At 47.6% G+C, this 18,483-nt stretch carries 13 protein-coding genes; 10 read left to right on the top strand and 3 right to left on the bottom strand.

Annotated elements, in window-relative coordinates; all coding sequences use genetic code 11:
* Positions 1 to 1,467: an efflux transporter outer membrane subunit gene (locus ACXAGR_RS22505; protein WP_474852636.1), complete on the top strand. Its 1,467-nt coding sequence runs from the start codon at positions 1 to 3 to the stop codon at positions 1,465 to 1,467.
* Between the two features lie 100 nt (positions 1,468 to 1,567).
* On the opposite strand, the gene ACXAGR_RS22510 is transcribed toward ACXAGR_RS22505, so the two are convergent.
* Both ACXAGR_RS22510 and ACXAGR_RS22515 read right to left on the bottom strand, forming a co-directional pair.
* Complete coding sequence (locus ACXAGR_RS22510; RefSeq protein WP_474852638.1) at positions 1,568 to 4,624, bottom strand: TonB-dependent receptor; 3,057 nt, start codon at positions 4,622 to 4,624, stop codon at positions 1,568 to 1,570.
* Between the two features lie 563 nt (positions 4,625 to 5,187).
* A complete protein-coding gene (locus tag ACXAGR_RS22515) occupies positions 5,188 to 8,316 on the bottom strand; it encodes a TonB-dependent receptor (protein WP_474852640.1) in 3,129 nt (1,042 codons plus the stop codon).
* A gap of 975 nt (positions 8,317 to 9,291) precedes the next feature.
* On the opposite strand from ACXAGR_RS22515, the gene ACXAGR_RS22520 reads away from it, so the two are divergent.
* The 5 genes from ACXAGR_RS22520 (at position 9,292) to ACXAGR_RS22540 (ending at position 14,037) form a co-directional block, all read left to right on the top strand.
* Positions 9,292 to 10,026, top strand: coding sequence for a PhnD/SsuA/transferrin family substrate-binding protein (locus ACXAGR_RS22520; RefSeq protein ID WP_349589436.1), 735 nt, complete (start codon positions 9,292 to 9,294; stop codon positions 10,024 to 10,026).
* Positions 10,010 to 10,975 (top strand): hypothetical protein, encoded by a 966-nt coding sequence (locus tag ACXAGR_RS22525; RefSeq protein ID WP_474852642.1) that lies wholly within the window; start codon positions 10,010 to 10,012, stop codon positions 10,973 to 10,975. Before ACXAGR_RS22520 ends, ACXAGR_RS22525 begins: the two co-directional genes overlap by 17 nt.
* Before the next feature lie 177 nt (positions 10,976 to 11,152).
* Positions 11,153 to 11,776, top strand: coding sequence for a uridine kinase (gene udk, locus ACXAGR_RS22530; protein ID WP_119502591.1), 624 nt, complete (start codon positions 11,153 to 11,155; stop codon positions 11,774 to 11,776).
* A 15-nt stretch (positions 11,777 to 11,791) separates the two neighbouring features.
* Positions 11,792 to 13,003 carry a NupC/NupG family nucleoside CNT transporter gene (locus ACXAGR_RS22535; protein WP_119502592.1) on the top strand — a complete coding sequence of 404 codons (1,212 nt, stop codon included), beginning with the start codon at positions 11,792 to 11,794 and terminating at the stop codon, positions 13,001 to 13,003.
* Between the two features lie 194 nt (positions 13,004 to 13,197).
* Positions 13,198 to 14,037 carry an isopenicillin N synthase family dioxygenase gene (locus ACXAGR_RS22540; protein WP_474852644.1) on the top strand — a complete coding sequence of 280 codons (840 nt, stop codon included), beginning with the start codon at positions 13,198 to 13,200 and terminating at the stop codon, positions 14,035 to 14,037.
* On the opposite strand, the gene ACXAGR_RS22545 is transcribed toward ACXAGR_RS22540, so the two are convergent.
* Entirely contained in the window at positions 14,034 to 15,194 is a 1,161-nt protein-coding gene (locus ACXAGR_RS22545) for a tetratricopeptide repeat protein (RefSeq protein WP_474852646.1), read from the bottom strand. The genes ACXAGR_RS22540 and ACXAGR_RS22545 overlap by 4 nt on opposite strands.
* Before the next feature lie 212 nt (positions 15,195 to 15,406).
* On the opposite strand from ACXAGR_RS22545, the gene ACXAGR_RS22550 reads away from it, so the two are divergent.
* From ACXAGR_RS22550 to ACXAGR_RS22565, 4 genes are all read left to right on the top strand, one after another.
* Positions 15,407 to 16,177, top strand: coding sequence for a ParA family protein (locus ACXAGR_RS22550; protein ID WP_474852648.1), 771 nt, complete (start codon positions 15,407 to 15,409; stop codon positions 16,175 to 16,177).
* Positions 16,178 to 16,429: 252 nt separating this feature from the next.
* Complete coding sequence (grxB, locus tag ACXAGR_RS22555) at positions 16,430 to 17,086, top strand: glutaredoxin 2 (protein ID WP_474852650.1); 657 nt, start codon at positions 16,430 to 16,432, stop codon at positions 17,084 to 17,086.
* A gap of 96 nt (positions 17,087 to 17,182) precedes the next feature.
* Positions 17,183 to 18,136 (top strand): GGDEF domain-containing response regulator, encoded by a 954-nt coding sequence (locus tag ACXAGR_RS22560; RefSeq protein ID WP_474852652.1) that lies wholly within the window; start codon positions 17,183 to 17,185, stop codon positions 18,134 to 18,136.
* Entirely contained in the window at positions 18,133 to 18,480 is a 348-nt protein-coding gene (locus tag ACXAGR_RS22565; protein ID WP_474846188.1) for an Hpt domain-containing protein, read from the top strand. The genes ACXAGR_RS22560 and ACXAGR_RS22565 overlap by 4 nt, the downstream gene beginning before the upstream one ends.
* The last annotated feature ends 3 nt before the right edge of the window (positions 18,481 to 18,483 follow it).

Consider the following 18,483-nt stretch of genomic DNA (forward strand, 5'->3'; position numbering starts at 1 on the left):
ATGCAACCTACACGTCATTTTAGCAAGATATCTCTGTGCGCCGTCGTTGTCGCCCTGTCGCTGAGCGGCTGCGCAACCCTGGCGCCGGATTATGAGCGCCCTGCATCACCGGTGCCCTCTGAGTGGCCGGCAGGCGAGGCTTACACTGATTCAACGAATGTTGAACAAACGTCGCTGCAGAATGCTGACGCCATTTTGCAGCTTCCCTGGCAGTCGTTTATTACCGACAGCAGAATGCAGAAAGTGATTCAGACGGCACTGGATAACAACCGCGATTTACGACAAACCCTTGCAGATGTAGAGGCAGCAAGAGCCACCTACCGCATTCAGCGGGCTGAATTGTTTCCTACGTTGAATGCGAGTGTAACCGGTACGCGGGCGAAATCGTCAGACGGCTCCGTTAGCACCAGCTATGAAGCTGATGCCGGCCTAAGCGGATACGAAATTGATTTGTTCGGCAAGAATCAGAGCGCAACCGAAGCTGATAAGCAAAGCTGGCTTTATTCTGTGGAAACAGCCAGAGCGGCAAAGATCACGCTTATTGCCGAAACCGCCAATGCCTGGCTGACGCTGGCGTCGGATCAGAGCTTGCTGAAACTGGCGGAAGAAACCGCACAAAACGCACAGAAAGCCATGGAGATCACCCGCCGCCGTAATGAGCTGGGCGTCGACTCAAAAGTGGATGTGCTGGATGCGCAAACCACCTACCACACTGCAATGGCAGATATTGCCAGCTACACCACGCAGGTCGCACAGGATATTAATGCGCTCATGTTACTCGCAGGCAGTGGCATAGATAAGCAATGGTTACCTGATGGTCTGCCGGAGAGCGATGATTTCATTAGCGTGATCCCGGCAGGGCTGACGTCCGACATTTTACTCTACAGACCGGATATACTTGCCGCTGAGCATAACCTTAAATCAGCCAATGCAGATATTGGTGCCGCCAGGGCAAACTACTTCCCGTCTGTTACGCTAACCGCGACCGGCGGCTTGGCCAGTAATGTGCTGGCAGACATTTTTAGCGGTGGCGCGTCCACAATCTGGAGTCTTATCCCTTCAGTATCGGTGCCAATATTCACTGGTGGCGCCAACGATGCGCAACTTGATTACGCGAAGGCCAATCGGGACAAAATGGTTGCCGCTTATGAATACAGCATCCAAACCGCATTTTCTGACGTGGCAGATGCACTGGCAAGACGAGGCACCATTGCCCGTCAGCTTGGTGCGCAACAGGATCTGGTAGATGTCGCATCAGACAGTTACCGCCTGTCACTGGCCCGCTATGAAAATGGCGTGAACAGTTTCCAGGATGCCCTCACCTCACAACGCACTCTTTACAGTGCACAGCAGTCGCTGATTTCTACACAGTTAATTGATTTAAGTAACCGCATCACTCTCTACCGTGTGATGGGTGGTGGTTTGGGTAATCTTGATGAAAGCAATGCTGAAACTGCCGGAGGGTAAATGCTGAGGTAGTTTTTCTTTAAGCTTAAAAAAACCGCCGTAAAAACGGCGGTTTATATGCTTTTTTCTGAGTTAAGAAGCTGAGCTTCCTGTTGTCAGATTAGAAGTTGTAGTTAACACCTACACGTACTTCCCACAGAGACGCATCACCCATACGGGCTTCAGGTTCTGAGGCACCGACTTCAACAGTGTTGAAAAGTACACGCTCAGCGACACCCCAGTCGTCGTTCAGGAAGTTAGTGAAGTTATCAAATACGATAAATGCACTGGCACTGTGACCATCTGTGAAACCAGGCAGTTGCTGAGTTAAACGCAGGTCAATCTTGTTCCACCATGAACCGTCTTCGCCGTTACGCTCTCCGCCAACTGGCAGCACGTTATTACTGTCCAGGTATGGTGTAAAGCCGAATACGCCGTTGGAGTCGTCTCGGGACAGCGTGTAGCTGTATGGCTTGCCAGACTGAATAAGACCGAAGGCGCCCAGAGTTGTAGGGTAACCATCAATCAGTTCGATGTCATAGCTCACATTCAGCGTGAAACGGTGTTCAATGTTGTAATCAGACAGCGAAGAAACCTGCTCATTTGGCGAGGTAAATGCACGGTACTGATAGTTAGAGAACGCCACAGAGCTGGTCATAGGCTGAACGTCTTCAGCATGGTTATACGCATAACCACCGGCCAGGTTGATGCCGTTTTCATACTGCTTCATTACACCGAAAGATACTGTGTAAGAGGTAGACTCAACATCAGAGTTAGTCAGTACAAAAGAACCAACACGGTTGCTTTCGTAAATGGCATAACCATCATCTGTAGTACCCACCTGGTCCAGGTCGCCACGCAAAACAATTGCCTGGTTTTGTGTGCGGGACACTAACAGGTCGGCCTGAAGGATATAGTTGTCTTCGGTCTGGTGAGTCACGCCCAGTGCCATTTTAAGCTCTGACGGAATTTCGAAATCAGGGTCAAGATAGTTGATTTCGTTATTCGCTCCGGTGCCTGCAGCAACGGCATTGTACATTTCAGATGGAATACCATAACCGGGACCGGCTGGTACACCGTCTTCTACGCCAAGATACACCACGTCTGCGTCAAACAGTGAGCGTGAGCCGTCTGTGTAACCGTAGTCCCGGCCACGGGCACCAAACTGCAATACGTTGTTGTTTGAGAAGTTGTTAGATAACCAAACGTTAGGGTTACCACCAGAGAACAGACCCAAGCCACCACGCAGTTCAGTGCTGTCGTTCAGGTAATAATTAAAGCCGATACGTGGCTGCAGCAGACCTTCGCCATCCAGCGTTCCGCTGTTAGAGAAACCGTAGCTTTCTACGAATTCTGCATTTTCTTCCGGCGCTGAATCTGTGGTGTACCAGTCATAACGTAAACCGACTGTCAGAGTCAGGTCATCGTTAAAGGCAAACTCGTCTTCCAGATACAGTGCGTTAATTTCATAGCTCCAAACCGCAGCTGCATCGTTAGGATCGCCGGATGGTGCGTTGTTGTAGTAAATCGCACCCGGTAAACCCGCTTCAAATGCTTCAATACCGCCGTAGAAACGCATTTCTGTTTCAGTGTGCTGAACGAACACGTTAAATACATCGAGAGCTTCGCGCTCGTAACCGAATGTCAGGTCATGACCATTATCCAGAGCGTAATAACCACGAAGAATAAGACCCGTCACATCGTAGTTCAAATCGTTAGCCTGACGGCTGTCGTCACCACCGATATACACAGTAACTTCTTCACCGGTATCCGGGTTCTCAACGTAAATCTGCATTTCACCGAAGTTCATACCACCAACAGCACCGGTCTGGTTTTCCAGAGAGTTCTGACGGTTATCAACATCAAGGTAAGAGTAACGGATTTCGGTAGAGAATTTGTCGTTCCAGTCAGAGTACAGTGACAGTACGTGAGATTGTAATTCAGTCCCTACTTCGTACAGGTGGTTTTGCAGTTCAAATTCATCCAGATCACCATCGGACTCAGCAAAGAAGTTACCGTCGTTATAGTTGTAGGTATAGCTCAAACGGTGTGCATCATTGATGTTCCAGTCAAGACGAACAAGCAGCTTTTCATCTTCTTCAGGAATGCTGGTAGGCACCGGGCCCGGGTCATACTGGTACAGCTCGTTAGAAATACGGACGATTTCATCCAGATCTTCCTGACGCAGGCCAACTTCATTAATGGCACCGGAACCAATTGCGCCACGGGTAAAGATGCTTGAACCTTGATACTTTTCATATGAAACGAAACCGAACACAGTATCTTTAAGCAGCGGAAAGCCTACATTAAAGCCGTAACGCTTATCGCTGTAGCTTGGAGAAGCAATAGAATCACCTTCCAGTGAGTCACCTTGCAGAGAATCAGAACCGTAATCGTAGAAAGCGCCACCGTGGATTTCGTTGGTACCGGTCTTCGTAACGGCATTGATATTACAACCTGTAAAGCCAGAGTAGATTACATCAAAAGGTGCAATTTCTACGGTAACCTGACTTAAAGCGTCATAAGAGAAAGGCATACGGATAGTCGGATAACCGTTTGAGCCTAACCCAAAGGAGTCATTCATTTTTACACCGTCAACAGTCAGGCTGTTGAAGCGGTTAGATTTACCCACACACTGAACAGGGTTCGAGTCACCACGGGTTTCGTCAACGTAAACCCGCGGGTCAATACGAATGATATCCGTGATGTTACGGTTAATAGCCGGCGCACTTTTCATCGACTCAAGATCGAAGCTCGCTGACGGTCCCATTTTACCGAATGCAGCAGCACCCAGCTGAGAAGCTGTGATTTGAATAACTTCAATGTTACTGGATTCTTCGAGCTGATAATTAAAGTTAAGTGGTTCACCCAGAGTCAGGTAGATGTCAGACACTTTAGTGTCATTGAAGGTGTCAGAATCCACAGTAATTTCATATGGACCACCAACACGCAGACCACTCAGTGAGAACTGACCTGCAGAGTTAGTAGAGATGGTTTTCACAGCACCTGTTGGGATGTGCTTCAGGGTGATAACTGTGTCAGGTGCAGGGTTCCCCATAGGACCAACAATGCTACCTTTAATCGATGACGATGTCTCTTGTGCAACGGCTGCAGCGGTAAGACCAACGGACAATGCCACTGCAAGCGCAATGCGCGTGAGTTTAACGGGTGTGTTCATGTGTGTTTTCCCTTGAGTATTTTAATTTATCCGCATTCAGGATGCCTGCAGGCATATCGTGCTGAGCGGTTAAGACCTGAGTACCCACACAGGATGACACTTTTATGACAAAAACAGCTTGCCGTGTTGGTTCCTGTACAGCGTATAGGCCAATCAGACCAACTGGTCTGAAACTGCCAAGACAACGATTAAAATCCTTTTTTACTAAAATGCTTTTTCTGTCGTTTTCGACGCAAATCTATGGCTCTTCCCAGCCGGTTCCGTACAAATGAAAAAATACGTAGCCAGGTTGCCGGAAAATTTTGGCATTTCATGCGCCGACCCCGTTTAATATTACTGGACATTATTTGCGCTATCCAGCAGAAATTTACGGTTTACTGACATAAAACGGTCCTAGTGAAGCAATATTTTGTGTCATATTTATTACAAGAGAGATTTTGTATCGAAGAGGTATATTGCGGAGGAAAAAAACATAAAGAAAAAAGCCAGCTATCCGGAAGAAAGCTGGCTCTGAATGGACTGTCGTCAGGTTATTATTATTATAATCCGTTAGTCATCTCTTATCAGAAGATGTACTTCACGCCTACCTTGATTCGCCAGGTTGACTCAATAGAATCAAACGAGTCGAAGTTGCTCAGGTTAGTACCGCCATACGCTTCATCGTAAACGTACTGACCATTTTCGTTGATGTCGTAGTCATACAGCAGGTTCTGCGGATATGACAGGTCATAAGTTTGACCCCACTCATCGTTCAGCAGGTTAGCAAAGTTGTCGATGTTCAGGTAAAACTTACCTTTATGACCTTCAACAAAGCCCGGGATTTCCTGAGAAATAGACAGGTCCATTGTCGTTACCCAAGGCTGAGTAGAAGTATACTTATCAGGATAACCACCCGCAGCACCGGCAATACCGGCAGCTTCAGCAAATGCCATTACTTCTTCGTAAGTCAGAGAACTGTTCGCCCAATCTACAGCAGGATCATCTGCACCTGTTGGTACATAAGGCAGATAGGTATCTGAACCAGCGAAGGTATACTGATCACCCAGACCAACATCGTTGTACGCGCCCAGAGTCCAGGAGAAAGGACGGCCTGAACGACGTTCAAAGAACATAGTTACGTTAGTGTTGTAACCACTGAAGAACTCGTGATCGTAGCCTAAAGTCATAACCAGACGATGCTTAATCTCGTAGTAAGCAGTTCCAACCATAGGAACGTTACGGTTAACACCCACTTCGTACTGGTAGTTAGACTCAGCGGTAGAGCTGGTACCCGGGTTTGCTTCAGTGATATCAGTGTAAGTGTAAGCTGCGCTCCACTTGATACCGTTATCCCATGATTTGTTCAGCATGGTAGTCAGCAGAATATTACGACCGCCATCGTCTGAGTTAGTCAGTTGAAGATCATAGTTACCTTCGTACTCAGTACCGTCATACACGCTGTCCCAGATAATACGACCGCCATCAGCAGTACGTCTGCCATTGTCTACGCGGGACAGGTCAACCCAGTATGCTGCGTTTTGCTTATCAGTATAGGTAAACTCAGTAGTCCACGCGAAGTCTTCGCCTACACCCGGAATATCAAAGGTGTAATCAGCGGCGATGTTATAACGCCAGTCTGAAGGCAGTTCGAAATCAGGATCGATCTGGTTAGTGCTACCAGCGCCTTGCGCAAGCTCAGCCTGCAGAGATGCCGGTACAGTAGTGAAATCAACTTCTGATGCATCGATGGAAGAAGATGTCGCGCCGTCTTTAGTCACACCATCGTTGGTATAAGCATTGGATACCCAAACCAGAGGCATACCACCGGTAAAGCGGCCAATACCACCACGGATAGTCAGATTTTCAGTGACGTCGTAGTTAAAGCTTACACGCGGCAGGAAGATGTTGAAGCCGTCCATGTTCTCTGTGTTAGAGAAGCCGTAAGTATTTACGAAGTTAGCATTTTCCTGTGGCGTATCGTCAATTGTCAGATACTCATAACGCAGACCGGCAGTCACTTCAAAATCATCAAACAGTTCGAAGGTCGCATCACCGTACAATGAGTACTGAGTGCTGCTTACGTCGTAGGCAATATCTTGCACGTTGTTGGTGTAGGCATTGGAGTATTCAACATAAGAAGGCGCTTTGTTCTCAAAGTCTTCAATGCTGTCGAAGGTCCAGGTACCGGCAGAGTCACGACCGTACAGGTTGTAGTTCCAGGTATCTTCAATTTCAACACCGAACTTGTACTCTACGTCGCCAGCCAGATAGGTAGCGTGCAGACCGAAGTTCCAGACTTCGTTAGCCAGTTCGTTGGCCTGACGGTTTTCGTCCTGACCTGCAACGATGGTACCGTCTGCAGTACGAATGTTAATTTCACCCCAGTTGGAGTTGGTGTTAGATGCTTGCTTGTATTCTTTGTAAGACAAAGAAGCTTCAGTCTGGAAATCCGCAGACCAGTCTGAATACAGGTGACCGGTGTAGAAGCGGTTGGTCTGTGCCATAGTCCATTGATTAGATAACAGACTTACTGTGTCTGAATATTGGGTATAGCCATTCAGTTCAGAGGTATCCTGGTCGCTGTAGGTGAAATCAGCACGATGGTCGCTGTTGATGTTCCAGTCCAGTTTGATCAGAATTTTTTCATCTTCGTTTGGCGCTGGTGCACCACCGATTGAATCAGTCAGACCATAGGTATTTTGCAGAATGCTAACTACCTGATCCACTTCGGCATTAGTCACATCATGACCAGAACCTTCAAGATTGCTGAGGTTATAATCGAAGGCTACATCTTCTTCCCAATGCTCATAGGCACCAAAGAAGAACAATTTGTCTTTCAGGATCGGACCACCAACAGTAAAGCCGTAAGACTCTTCGTCGTTGCTCACTTCAATTTCGTTGCCCGGATTCAGGCGATTGTCTTTCGCATCACCAGTCCATGGAACATTCTCAATGAAAGCTGTACCGTGGAATTCGTTAGTACCTGATTTAGTGACTACGCTGATGTTACCGCCACCGAATTTACCGGCACGGGCACTGAACGGAGAGTAATCGATAGAGACCTGAGATACTGCATCCAGAGAAATTGGCGGACGGTTAGTAGGGTAACCATTGCCTTGCAGACCAAAAGTATCGTTTACGCCCACACCATCGATTGTCAGTCCGTTGTACTTAGGGTTTGAACCGGCTACTGACAGTTCGTCACCGTCTACGACTGCCAGCGGGTTAGCACGCAGTACGTCTTTGATATCACGATTAAAGGTAGGCATTTTGTTCAGCTGTTCCTGACCGAACACTGAGCTTGAACCTTTATTAGCGAAGAAATCACGTGCACCGGTAACAGTGATACGTTCTACGTCGCCCTGGGCTTCCAGAGCCTGGTCAAGAACGAATGCATCGTTGATGTCCAGATAGACATCTTCAATAACGGCACTTTGAAACTTATCAGACTCGATAATAATTGTGTAAGGACCGCCAACACGCAGACCACGGGCAGAAAACTGACCGTCAGCATTTACAGTCACTTCCTTTACCGTACCGGAAGGCTGGTGAAGAATAGTAATAACACTGCCCGCTGCAGGATTACCCTGAGGACCCGAAATTACACCACGCATCGCAGAAGACTGGCCTTCGGCTGCAACTGCAGCAGATGCTACGCCTACTGAAAGCGCAACAGCCATCGCAATGCGATTGAACTTACTTTTAGTGAACATGTGTGTTTCCCTATCGTTTTTTAAAAACTCTCTGAACGTTGGGTTTTTATTTTTGTCCAACGGATCAAGATAACTACTTTCCCGTGATGCTGACTGGCCATGACCTCAGAAATGTGACAGTTCATGACACTTTCGTTTTCAACTTCACGCACATCACGATTCAGAGCGAACTATCCGGTGACTTAACCCGGAAGAAACATTCACTCTAAAGAAATACTATCCAGTCTTATTTTTCACAGATAAACCGCCACTTCCCTCTGATACAACGGAAAGGAACCAGCCAACAATTGCTTGTTGGCTGGTAAGTTTTCTGACGCCAGGTGACCGCAAATTTGACCACTGTGGCTGCAACAACCTGCCTTCTTATTCTTCTTACAGGTATGTTTTTGTGATTCTGACCGGGGAAAAGCCATGCACTTTGGAGATTTGGCTTTTCCCCTGGTCATAATCGACAAACGGTAGCAACATCAAAACAGAGAAAATGGCGCTACCGGCATTAACTGGAAACGGCTGCAATTCTTCGCGAGTTTTATGTCAGCTTTATGACAGCAATGTAAACGAAGGAACTTCTAACACACTGACCATGCTGATTTTTTTATTATTATCCGGAACAAATGGTCCGGAAAATTTACGCAAAAACTTCAGAACGTGCAGCTTATCGCCAGCCCGACTATTCAACGCAGATTTTTTTCAGATAAACACCGCTTATTTGAATTCAGCTTCATTGATTTAAAGTTATTTAATTACAAACATTTACACGATTAAAATAATCTTACCTATTGCATTAAATAAGCTTAACTGGTGAAATTGCGCCAACAAATAAACCTACGTAAATTTATTCAAGTGGTCAGTTTTTCATTTTTGAAACAATACAGGGTCATCATCGTCGTGCTTATTGCTGCATGCTGCCTTGCCACAGGTTTTTTTCAAAAATTTAGAAATCTGCCCTTAGTTGCGCCGCAAACTGGTCAGGTTTTGAGCTGCGAGGACCGATTTTCGTCTAATGCAGACGATTTCGACATCTATCTGACAGAGCAAACCTTCTCAGAAAGTGCGCTGAAAGCTTTCTGTCAGAACCCGGTGATTAAGCGTCAGTTTGGTAATGTGAGAATTACGGTGGGACAAAATGACTACGATACATACCGCTACATCAACCACGGCGTAAGTGATCTTGCCCTCGTAAAGAACAATGTTGTCAGTGCCTTTGGTGCCAGTGAGATTTATGGCTACGAAGAAGTTGCCTCCCATCAGGACTATGCAGCCTACTTTATCGCTTTAAAGGAAAAACCGGTGCTATCTAAAGAGTATTTACTGGGCAAGCGTATTGGCATACTGGATTATCCGAGCAGCCGCTCAGGCCATATTGTGCCTAAGAAGGTACTGAAAACTCTAGATTTGAATCCGAATAATGTAGAGCTGCATTATTACAGCTCTCACAAAGAGATGCGCAGAGCGTTGCTTTCCGGTGACGTCGATATTATTTCATCCTACTGGGATAAAAATGACGGCGAAATCCTGTCGCGCACTTATATCACACCGCTTGAAAACAGTGTAAAAGGCATGCGCTGGTACCTGAAAATGCAGACCCGCAACACAGATTTAAAATGCGCCGTGCAAAACGTGATTCAGGCCATTTCTGCCGCACAAAATAAAAAATACTATCAGCAGGTAGAACTGAAGGAGCCTTGTGTAAATGCAAACGCTCAGTGAAATGACAGCCTCTCAGTGGGGACGAACAGCGGCAGCCGCGCTGGGACTATTTGCTCTGTTTCAAAGCTGTATTTTCACGGGTCAGTTTGCCGGTGCCTGGCTTAACCGTCACCAGGCTATTGATAATGTGGAACGACGGATAAGTCTTGATCTCGCCTATCTGGATGTGGGCAATGAAACACTGAAAACACCGGTGAATGATGCCGCGGTCCGTCATTATATGCGCCGCATTAATGCAACTCTGGCGGAGCAGTCTTACCCCCTTACAATCAGTGAAATCCAGCACGTTACTGCCACTGCAGAACCGGTGGAAGAAACGGTTGAAACCGCCACATTCACATTATCCACCGCAGAACAAAATATCGACATTGGTTTGAGTCTTACCCCGCTATACTTTTCGGTGCATATCCATCCGCTGGCCATTCTGGCGGCTTTGATTGCTGCTCCGGTGTTAATTGGCTACAAACCGCGGGCCAGAAGTAAGCGTAAATCTGCGAAAGAAGAAGCACCGCCACCACCCCAACCTAAACTGGTTATCGATCTGAACACGAAATGTATCGGCAACGGCGCAGACGGCCGGGCTATCCTGATGCAAAACAAACCGTTCTGCTTTTACGCAGCGCTGGTCAGATACTGCATTGAGAATCCTGATGCGACCTTGCCACAAAATAAAGATGTGCCCCAGGAACTCATAACGATTGCTAACCGGGTTTTCCTGCGTCTGATCGAACTGGGCCATACCAAACGTAAAAGACCGGACTTTAATGCCAACCTGGATAAAACTTTAAGTGAGATCCGTGCGACGCTGGATGAAACTTTTGAGCCCTTCCCGGTGGAAAAAGAAAAATATTACCCGCCCAGAGCACAGGGTGAAGGCTCCAGATCCAAACAGCATTCTTATGCACTTCCCCCGATTACTGATGAGGACATTGTTATACTCGGAAAATAAGCCTGATTGCTCCACCAGCCCAGAGAAAACGCCGTACCAGGTACGGCAGGTATTAGCTCAACCAGTTGTGTCCGGTCTGCAAAGACTGAACCACTTTTTGACTGATCGTGAATTATACGTTGATTCGCGAGGGCCAAATGCGTATCTTTGCAGGAGGAATATCAGCCGTCCAGAGTTATGCAGTCGCCATTAATTATCGCTATATCCGGAGCTTCGGGCTCCGGAAAATCACTTTTTACTAAAAATCTGTTAAATGCCTTCAGTGCGCAAGGTCGCCCAGTACAAATATTACGGGAAGATCACTACTACCGTGCGCAGGACCACCTGCCAATGGAAGCGCGGGAGAAGAATAACTATGATCACCCTAATGCATTCGAACACGAATTGCTGAAAGCGCACCTGCAGGCGTTGCGCAATGGCGAACCCATTGATTACCCGCACTATTGCTTTAAAACCCATACACGTTTACCGGAAACAGAGCGTCTGAACCCGGCTCCGGTGATCATTCTTGAAGGTATTATGCTGCTGGCAAGACCAGAGTTATTACCTCACTACGATGTAAAAATCTTCATCGACACACCGCTCGACATTTGCCTTATGCGCCGCATGATGCGTGATGTTAAAGAGCGTGGCCGTACCCTTGAATCCATTGCCAAGCAATACGAATCAACGGTAAAACCGATGTACCATCAGTTTATCGAACCAAGCAGGTTCACAGCAGATGTCGTCGTTACACAAGGTGGCAAAAACCAAATCGCCCTGGATGTGATCAAGTCACATATACAACAGGCATTACAATAACAAAGGAACGTCATTATGGTGAGTTTACTGGGCATACTGCTATTGCCCGGAATTGCATTCTTATTGTCCTCTGCACGCCGGAATATTAACTGGCGCACAGTGGGCGGAGCATTCGCGATTCAGGCATTGATCGGCGCATTTATTCTTTATTTTGAGCCGGGCATTCAATTACTGCTCAGTATGACTGACTTCGTGGGCAACATCATCGGCTACAGTCAGGAAGGCATTAATTTTGTTTTCGGCGTGGTCGGTGACAAATCCCTCGGCTTCATTTTCGCCTTCAACGTGCTGCCGGTCATCATCTTCTTCTCATCATTGATTGCCGTCCTGTATTACCTCGGTGTGATGAGCTGGGTCATCAAACTCATTGGCGGCTTCTTACAAAAGGTCCTGGGTACCAGTCGTCCTGAGTCTATGTCCGCCGCGGCTAACATTTTTGTTGGCCAGACCGAAGCCCCCCTGGTAGTCCGCCCGTTTATCCCCCACATGACAAAATCTGAGTTATTCGCTGTTATGGTCGGCGGCCTGGCGTCTATTGCCGGCTCGGTCATGGCGGGTTATGCCGGCATGGGTGTGGAGCTTAAATACCTGTTGGCGGCCAGCTTCATGGCGGCTCCCGGCGGCCTGTTGATGGCAAAAATCATGTTGCCGGAAACTGAGAAAGCGAAGGACGGACTGGAAGAGATTGATGCGTCTGAAACCGGCTATGCTAACGTGTTCGACGCGGCTGCCAGCGGTGCTGCATCAGGCTTGCAACTGGCACTGAACGTAGGTGCTATGTTGCTGGCATTCGTGGCACTTATCGCCATGCTGAATGGTCTTATCGGCTGGACAGGCACCTTGTTTGGCTATGAGGATGTAACCTTCCAGGGCATTTTAGGCTACTTACTACAGCCGCTGGCCTGGATCATCGGCGTTCCCTGGGAAGAAGCTCGTCTGGCAGGCAGTTTCATCGGTCAGAAGTTTGTGGTGAACGAATTCGTGGCATACCTCGACTTCCTTAAGCATCAAAGTGAATTATCCGAAGTGTCTCAGGCAATCATTACCTTTGCCCTGTGCGGATTCGCGAATTTCTCCTCCATTGCTATTCTCATGGGAGGCATTGGTGCAATGGCGCCAACCCGCCGTAAAGAAATTGCACAACTGGGTCTGAAAGCGGTTTTCGCCGCAACACTGTCGAACCTGATGAGTGCATCACTTGCCGGCTTTTATCTCTCGCTTGGCTGAGCCGGATACACCCGGCACCGTAAAAAAGTGAGCGTGGCTCACTTTTTTAACCAGACAAACCAGACTAAATGGTCAGCTTTGTAACGAAAACTGACCACTTAACCTAACGGTAATTGACGTATATCAAAGGCCGTTACTTTTACGAAGACGCGGGATTCCCTATAATTCTGCGGTCATTTAATTAAGGTATCGTTATGCAATTAGAAGCTGTTGACTATCAGGCTCCCGGTGCACAGGAAGCATTCGTAGAATCCCTCCGTGAGACAGGGTTTGGCGTACTGAAAAATCACCCAATCAGCCAGGCAATGGTGACCGGCATTTATCAGTCCTGGCAAACTTTCTTCGACAGCGAAGAAAAGAATAACTACGTCTACAACAAAGGGACTCAGGACGGATTCTTCCCGCAAAGCGTATCTGAAGTGGCAAAAGGATTTACCAAAAAAGATATTAAAGAGTACTTCCACTTCTATCCCTGGGGTCAGTGCCCGCAAGCGTTGCGTCCTCAACTGGCGGAATACTACGCAAAAGCTAACACGCTGGCAGAAGAGTTACTGGGCTGGATTGAGAAGCATTCGCCGGCTGAAGTCAGTAAGCTGTACAGTCAGCCTTTGTCGAATATGATCAAAGACAGTGATCAGACCCTGCTACGGGTACTGCACTATCCGCCGTTCCAGGGTGATGAAGAACCGGATGCTATCCGTGCGGCAGCCCATGAAGACATTAACCTTATCACCATTTTGCCCGCCGCGAACGAGCCGGGTTTACAGGTTAAAGGTAAAGATGGCAGCTGGATTGATGTGCCTTGTGACTTTGGTAACCTTATCGTCAACATTGGCGATATGTTGCAGGAAGCATCAGGGCATTATTTCCCGTCAACCACTCACAGGGTGATTAATCCTGCCGGAACGGACATGACTAAGTCACGGATTTCATTACCCCTGTTCCTTCACCCGCGCCCTAATGTAGTGTTGTCAGAAAGACATACTGCACATTCCTATTTGCAGGAACGTCTCAGAGAGCTTGGCGTTATCTAACGGGCGCTTTGTAAGTCAGACAGCTTACTCATGTAACGATATTCATCCTGGCGGTTTTGCGCATGCTTAGCCGCCAGCTTCATGAAGTCAGCGGCGCGGTCTATATTGCCCAGCTCATAGTGCGCCTTCCCCATTCCGAAAAAAATTTCATGGCGGCTGTTATCCAGCCTGCGGGCACGGTTGTAATGGATAAGCGCCTGCTCCGCGTCACCGAAATCCAGCGCCTCTTCACCCAGAATGAAGTGATAGAAGGGGTTACTTTCCCGTTTATTACGCACACTTCTGGCAATGTCTCTGGCTTGCGCTGTACGACCTTCGAGTTCATGCAGTAACGCCAGGTTTTCCCATGCGGTTAAGTTTTCACTGTCGAGCTTCAGTGCCAGCTCATAGCTTTCACGGGCGCTGTCCAATAATCCGTGACGCCGGTACAACACCCCGAGGTTCACCCATGTGGAACCAAACTCAGGATAGAGCAAAGCGGCTGCACGTAAATACGCATAGGCTTTTATGTCGTCATTGTTGAGCAACGCATCAGCACCTTTGTTGTTATAGAACATAGCCGTGATTTTCTCTTTGCTGATGGCATTACGGGGGAAATGGGAGCGGATGGTCTGCGGATCAAAGTCCACATCGATGAAATGCGATGAAATCTGGTTCTTTCTCAGCGTGTCCGCAACGGATACCCGCAAATTAATATGACCATTGAGTAAATTCACTCCGCTGCGGCGGGTCCAGTACTCCGGAATATCCACTTCGTAGAATACGGCATTAAACCCGGCATAATCCGCCATGGCTTTCGCCATGATAGTCAGCGACAGGCAATTCGCGGCACGGTTCGCAAATGTCTCAGAAGCGATAGTGTTCGCATTGGTGATATAGCGGATCCCCAGTTTTCCGCCATCGAAGATTTGTCGGATCAAATTCTTAAGATTGTCTCCGTCGCCGGATAAAGGTGACTGTGAATTATCGACAAATTCTCTGGCAGCTGCATCAAGCTTAAATATTTCGTCTGCGGATTCCGGCGTATACTCATGGTACTGAGTAAATACGTCATCGTTGAGGGGCAATTCGCTGGCGGTAAAGGATTCCGGTAAAGATGCACAGCCGGACATGAGGACAACAAACAGCATACCGGTTAAAAGTCGAATCTGCTTCATATCGTCACCCCTGCTCAATTGGCGTGACTCAAGTATAACCCATAACAATTATTTTACATTTAATTCACACTGTATATTCAACCGTTCATCGCAGAGCAGGAAATCTCACCGGTACCCCTGATTATTTTCAATGTGAACCGCTGATCCCTTTACAACAGTGACCAAAATCGGACATATTTTAACCTTACCGTCGAACTCTCACCGGAGATCCAATGAAACGTGTCGTGTTCAATCAGAAAGGGGGCGTGGGAAAGTCGACTATCAGTGCTAATTTAGCCGCGGAAAGTGCCAGAAACGGGTTCAGAACGCTACTGGTCGATTTAGATGCCCAGGGAAACAGTACGCATTACTGCGGGGTGGATATAAACGATGACAGCCTCACTGTTGCAGATATGTTTAAACAGGTTGTTGGCTGGTTTTCCAAACCTCAGCCGCCATCGGCTTTTGTCAGACCAACAGCATTTGAAAACTTGTCTGTTTTACCCGCCCATCCCAGCCTTACCGAGCTGGAGCGGGAACTGGAAACCCGTTATAAGATGTTTAAGCTGAAGGAAACACTGGCAACGCTGGAGGAAGATTTTGACCGCGTGTACATTGATACGCCGCCCAATTTCAACTTCTATTCCAAGGCTGCATTAATTGCTGCAGACAGCTTCATTATCCCTTTTGACTGCGATGACTTCTCTGTTCAGGCTATCGGCCGTCTGCTCGACAACGTTCTGGAATTGCGTACCGATCATAATCCGGAGCTGGAGCTGGAGGGCATCATCATTAATCAGTTTAACCCGCAGGCAAAGTTACCGGGAGAACTGATTGCTTCACTCAAAGAGAAATCCTTACCTGTGCTGGACAGCAAAATTAACAGTACAGTAAAAGTGAAAGAGTCCCATTCGAAACGTATTCCGCTTCCGTATCTCGCGCCTTCACACAAGGTCAGTCAACAACTGGCTGCATTGTGGCAGGAACTGGAAGGGCAACGCTGACCGGGTTGCCCCCTGCCCCTCTCTGATCTTATTTTCCGGCTGACCCACGCTACTAGTTCCTGCATATCGTCAGCCCTTCCGGGACGGCGAACTTTTTTCTGTTCTGCCCGTAAACACCGGTAGTAGTATCAAATAATATACGGTATCACGTCGAACAAACGTGTGTTTGCCGCGTATTGACAGAAAAATCAAACTTAAAGAAGTATCATTCTCAATATAGTCTACAATTAACTACCGGATTACGGAGTAACAATGCCTACATTACATCAGTACCTGCACTGCCCCTATTGTGTCCGCGCAGACATGACAGCTAACTATCTGGGCATAGAGCATAAAAAGTCGTATTTGCTTAATGATGATGAAGCGACCTGTCACAAACTCATCGGCGCAAAAATGGTTCCTATTCTGGAAATTGACGACGGCACAGCCATGGGTGAAAGCCTGGATATTGTCGAAAAGCTGATTGAAATGGCCCCTGCGGGGAAGAAGTTGTTACCGAAGACAGAACCGGAAAAGTATACCAAATACCTGGAATCCGTCTCGTTTGAAATAAATGCGTTGCTGTTTCCCCGTAATGTCATGATTGAGCAGCCGGAGTTTGCAACAGAAGAAGCCCGCGAGTATTTCAGGAAGAAGAAAGAGAAATCCCTAGGTATGTCATTTGAAGAGGCTTTTGATAATACAGAGAAGTATAAAAAGGCAGTAGAAGTTGCACTGGCAGATATGCCTGCCCCCCCTTTGCCGGCTCAGCAAATGAACCAGTTGGGATGGAATGATATCTTTGTTTTCCCGGTTTTAAGAAACCTGACAATGGTTAAAGATTTGGCGATGCCCGATGAACTGGCACAATATGTTGCTGCGGTGGCAGAGCTTACAGATATAAAGTTGTACACAGTTTTGGCTAAATAATCCGTTCATAGAAAATAAAAAGTTGTACTTAAATTTGGCTTGCCGTTAATGTGGCATTTATAGTAGTCGAATGAGTACAACCAAAGGAGTAATCAGGTGGTAATCCGGTCGACTTCCCGCTCACTGGCAGATTGTCATGTTCTTATCGTTGATGACCAGGCGTCAAGTCGTCTGGTCATGTCGACGTTGCTGGAGAACGTGGCCCGTTGTGATTCTGTTGCCAGTGCAGAAGAAGCCCTGGAGTTTTGCAGCAGAACCCTGCCTGATTTAATCCTTATGGATGTTTTTATGCCCGATATGGATGGCCACGAAGCGTGTCGTCAACTGGCTAACAACCCTAAAACCCAGCATATTCCCGTCGTCTTCGTTACTGCTTCAGTGTCCGATGAAGAGCAGGAAAAGTGCTGGAATGCCGGTGGCGTGGATTTTGTGCAAAAGCCGGTTAATGCCACCACACTGATAAATCGCGTAAAGTCTCACCTGGCCCATAAACTAAAAACTGACCTGCTTGAGCAGCTTATTTATACCGACAGGCTAACAGGCTGCTTTAACAGGCATTATCTTGAAGAAAGCTTACCGGATATTGTCAGAGAGGCTGATCGCACAGGAACACCGCTCTCGATTGCGATTTTCGATATTGATTTATTCAAGCAGTACAACGACAAGTATGGCCACATTGAAGGTGACACCTGCTTGTGGAAAATTGCCAAGGCTTTGAAAGGCTCACTGCTAAGACCGATGGACAGGTTAGTTCGGGTAGGTGGTGAGGAATTTCTGATTATCCTGCCGGGCACCCATGAAGAAGGCGCGCAAACAGTATGTGAGCGCATACTTCAGACAGTGAGTACTGAGCGTATAGCTCACGCCCTGTCTCCTTCCGGTTTTTTAACCGTCAGTGCCGGTGCTGCAACTTATCACCCGAACTCTGCAGACATGATTGATGAAATCATGCTTGCGGCCGATAAGTGTTTATATCTGGCAAAAGAAAACGGCCGTAACTCCTATGCGTTTGTCGGTCCGGACGGAGAATCACGGGTAGGTGCAGGATGAATGACTTTCCGGTATTAGATAAAGAAACCGCATTATCGCGGCTGGCAAATAATCACAGCCTGTATAACAAAGTGCTGGTCATGTTTACTGAGCAGGCCGGGGAGATGCTGACCATGCTGGAAGCACTGCCGCAAGACCAGATAGCAGATCAGCACCTTGCACTGCATTCACTGAAAGGATCTTCCGGAGAAGTGGGTGCCACCAGACTGTTTTACACCCTGCAGCAAATTGATCAGACCCTGAAAACAGCGCCGGAGCATGTCACTGCAGATCAAATTGAAGATGTGATTGCGGAAATCCGGCGCATACTGAACATAACGGCTCCCGGTAACCCCGCCGCCTGAATT

The sequence above is a fragment of the Alteromonas sp. ABH4_457 genome (genome assembly GCF_056160625.1).

What these genes read in the sequence shown, in the direction of transcription:
- ACXAGR_RS22525 (WP_474852642.1), top strand. Translation starts at nt 10,010, where the DNA reads ATGCAAACGCTCAGTGAAATGACAGCCTCTCAGTGGGGACGAACAGCG.
- ACXAGR_RS22510 (WP_474852638.1), bottom strand. Translation starts at nt 4,624, where the DNA reads ATGAACACACCCGTTAAACTCACGCGCATTGCGCTTGCAGTGGCATTG.
- udk (WP_119502591.1), top strand. Translation starts at nt 11,153, where the DNA reads ATGCAGTCGCCATTAATTATCGCTATATCCGGAGCTTCGGGCTCCGGA.
- ACXAGR_RS22505 (WP_474852636.1), top strand. Translation starts at nt 1, where the DNA reads ATGCAACCTACACGTCATTTTAGCAAGATATCTCTGTGCGCCGTCGTT.
- grxB (WP_474852650.1), top strand. Translation starts at nt 16,430, where the DNA reads ATGCCTACATTACATCAGTACCTGCACTGCCCCTATTGTGTCCGCGCA.
- ACXAGR_RS22535 (WP_119502592.1), top strand. Translation starts at nt 11,792, where the DNA reads ATGGTGAGTTTACTGGGCATACTGCTATTGCCCGGAATTGCATTCTTA.
- ACXAGR_RS22550 (WP_474852648.1), top strand. Translation starts at nt 15,407, where the DNA reads ATGAAACGTGTCGTGTTCAATCAGAAAGGGGGCGTGGGAAAGTCGACT.
- ACXAGR_RS22565 (WP_474846188.1), top strand. Translation starts at nt 18,133, where the DNA reads ATGAATGACTTTCCGGTATTAGATAAAGAAACCGCATTATCGCGGCTG.
- ACXAGR_RS22515 (WP_474852640.1), bottom strand. Translation starts at nt 8,316, where the DNA reads ATGTTCACTAAAAGTAAGTTCAATCGCATTGCGATGGCTGTTGCGCTT.
- ACXAGR_RS22545 (WP_474852646.1), bottom strand. Translation starts at nt 15,194, where the DNA reads ATGAAGCAGATTCGACTTTTAACCGGTATGCTGTTTGTTGTCCTCATG.
- ACXAGR_RS22540 (WP_474852644.1), top strand. Translation starts at nt 13,198, where the DNA reads ATGCAATTAGAAGCTGTTGACTATCAGGCTCCCGGTGCACAGGAAGCA.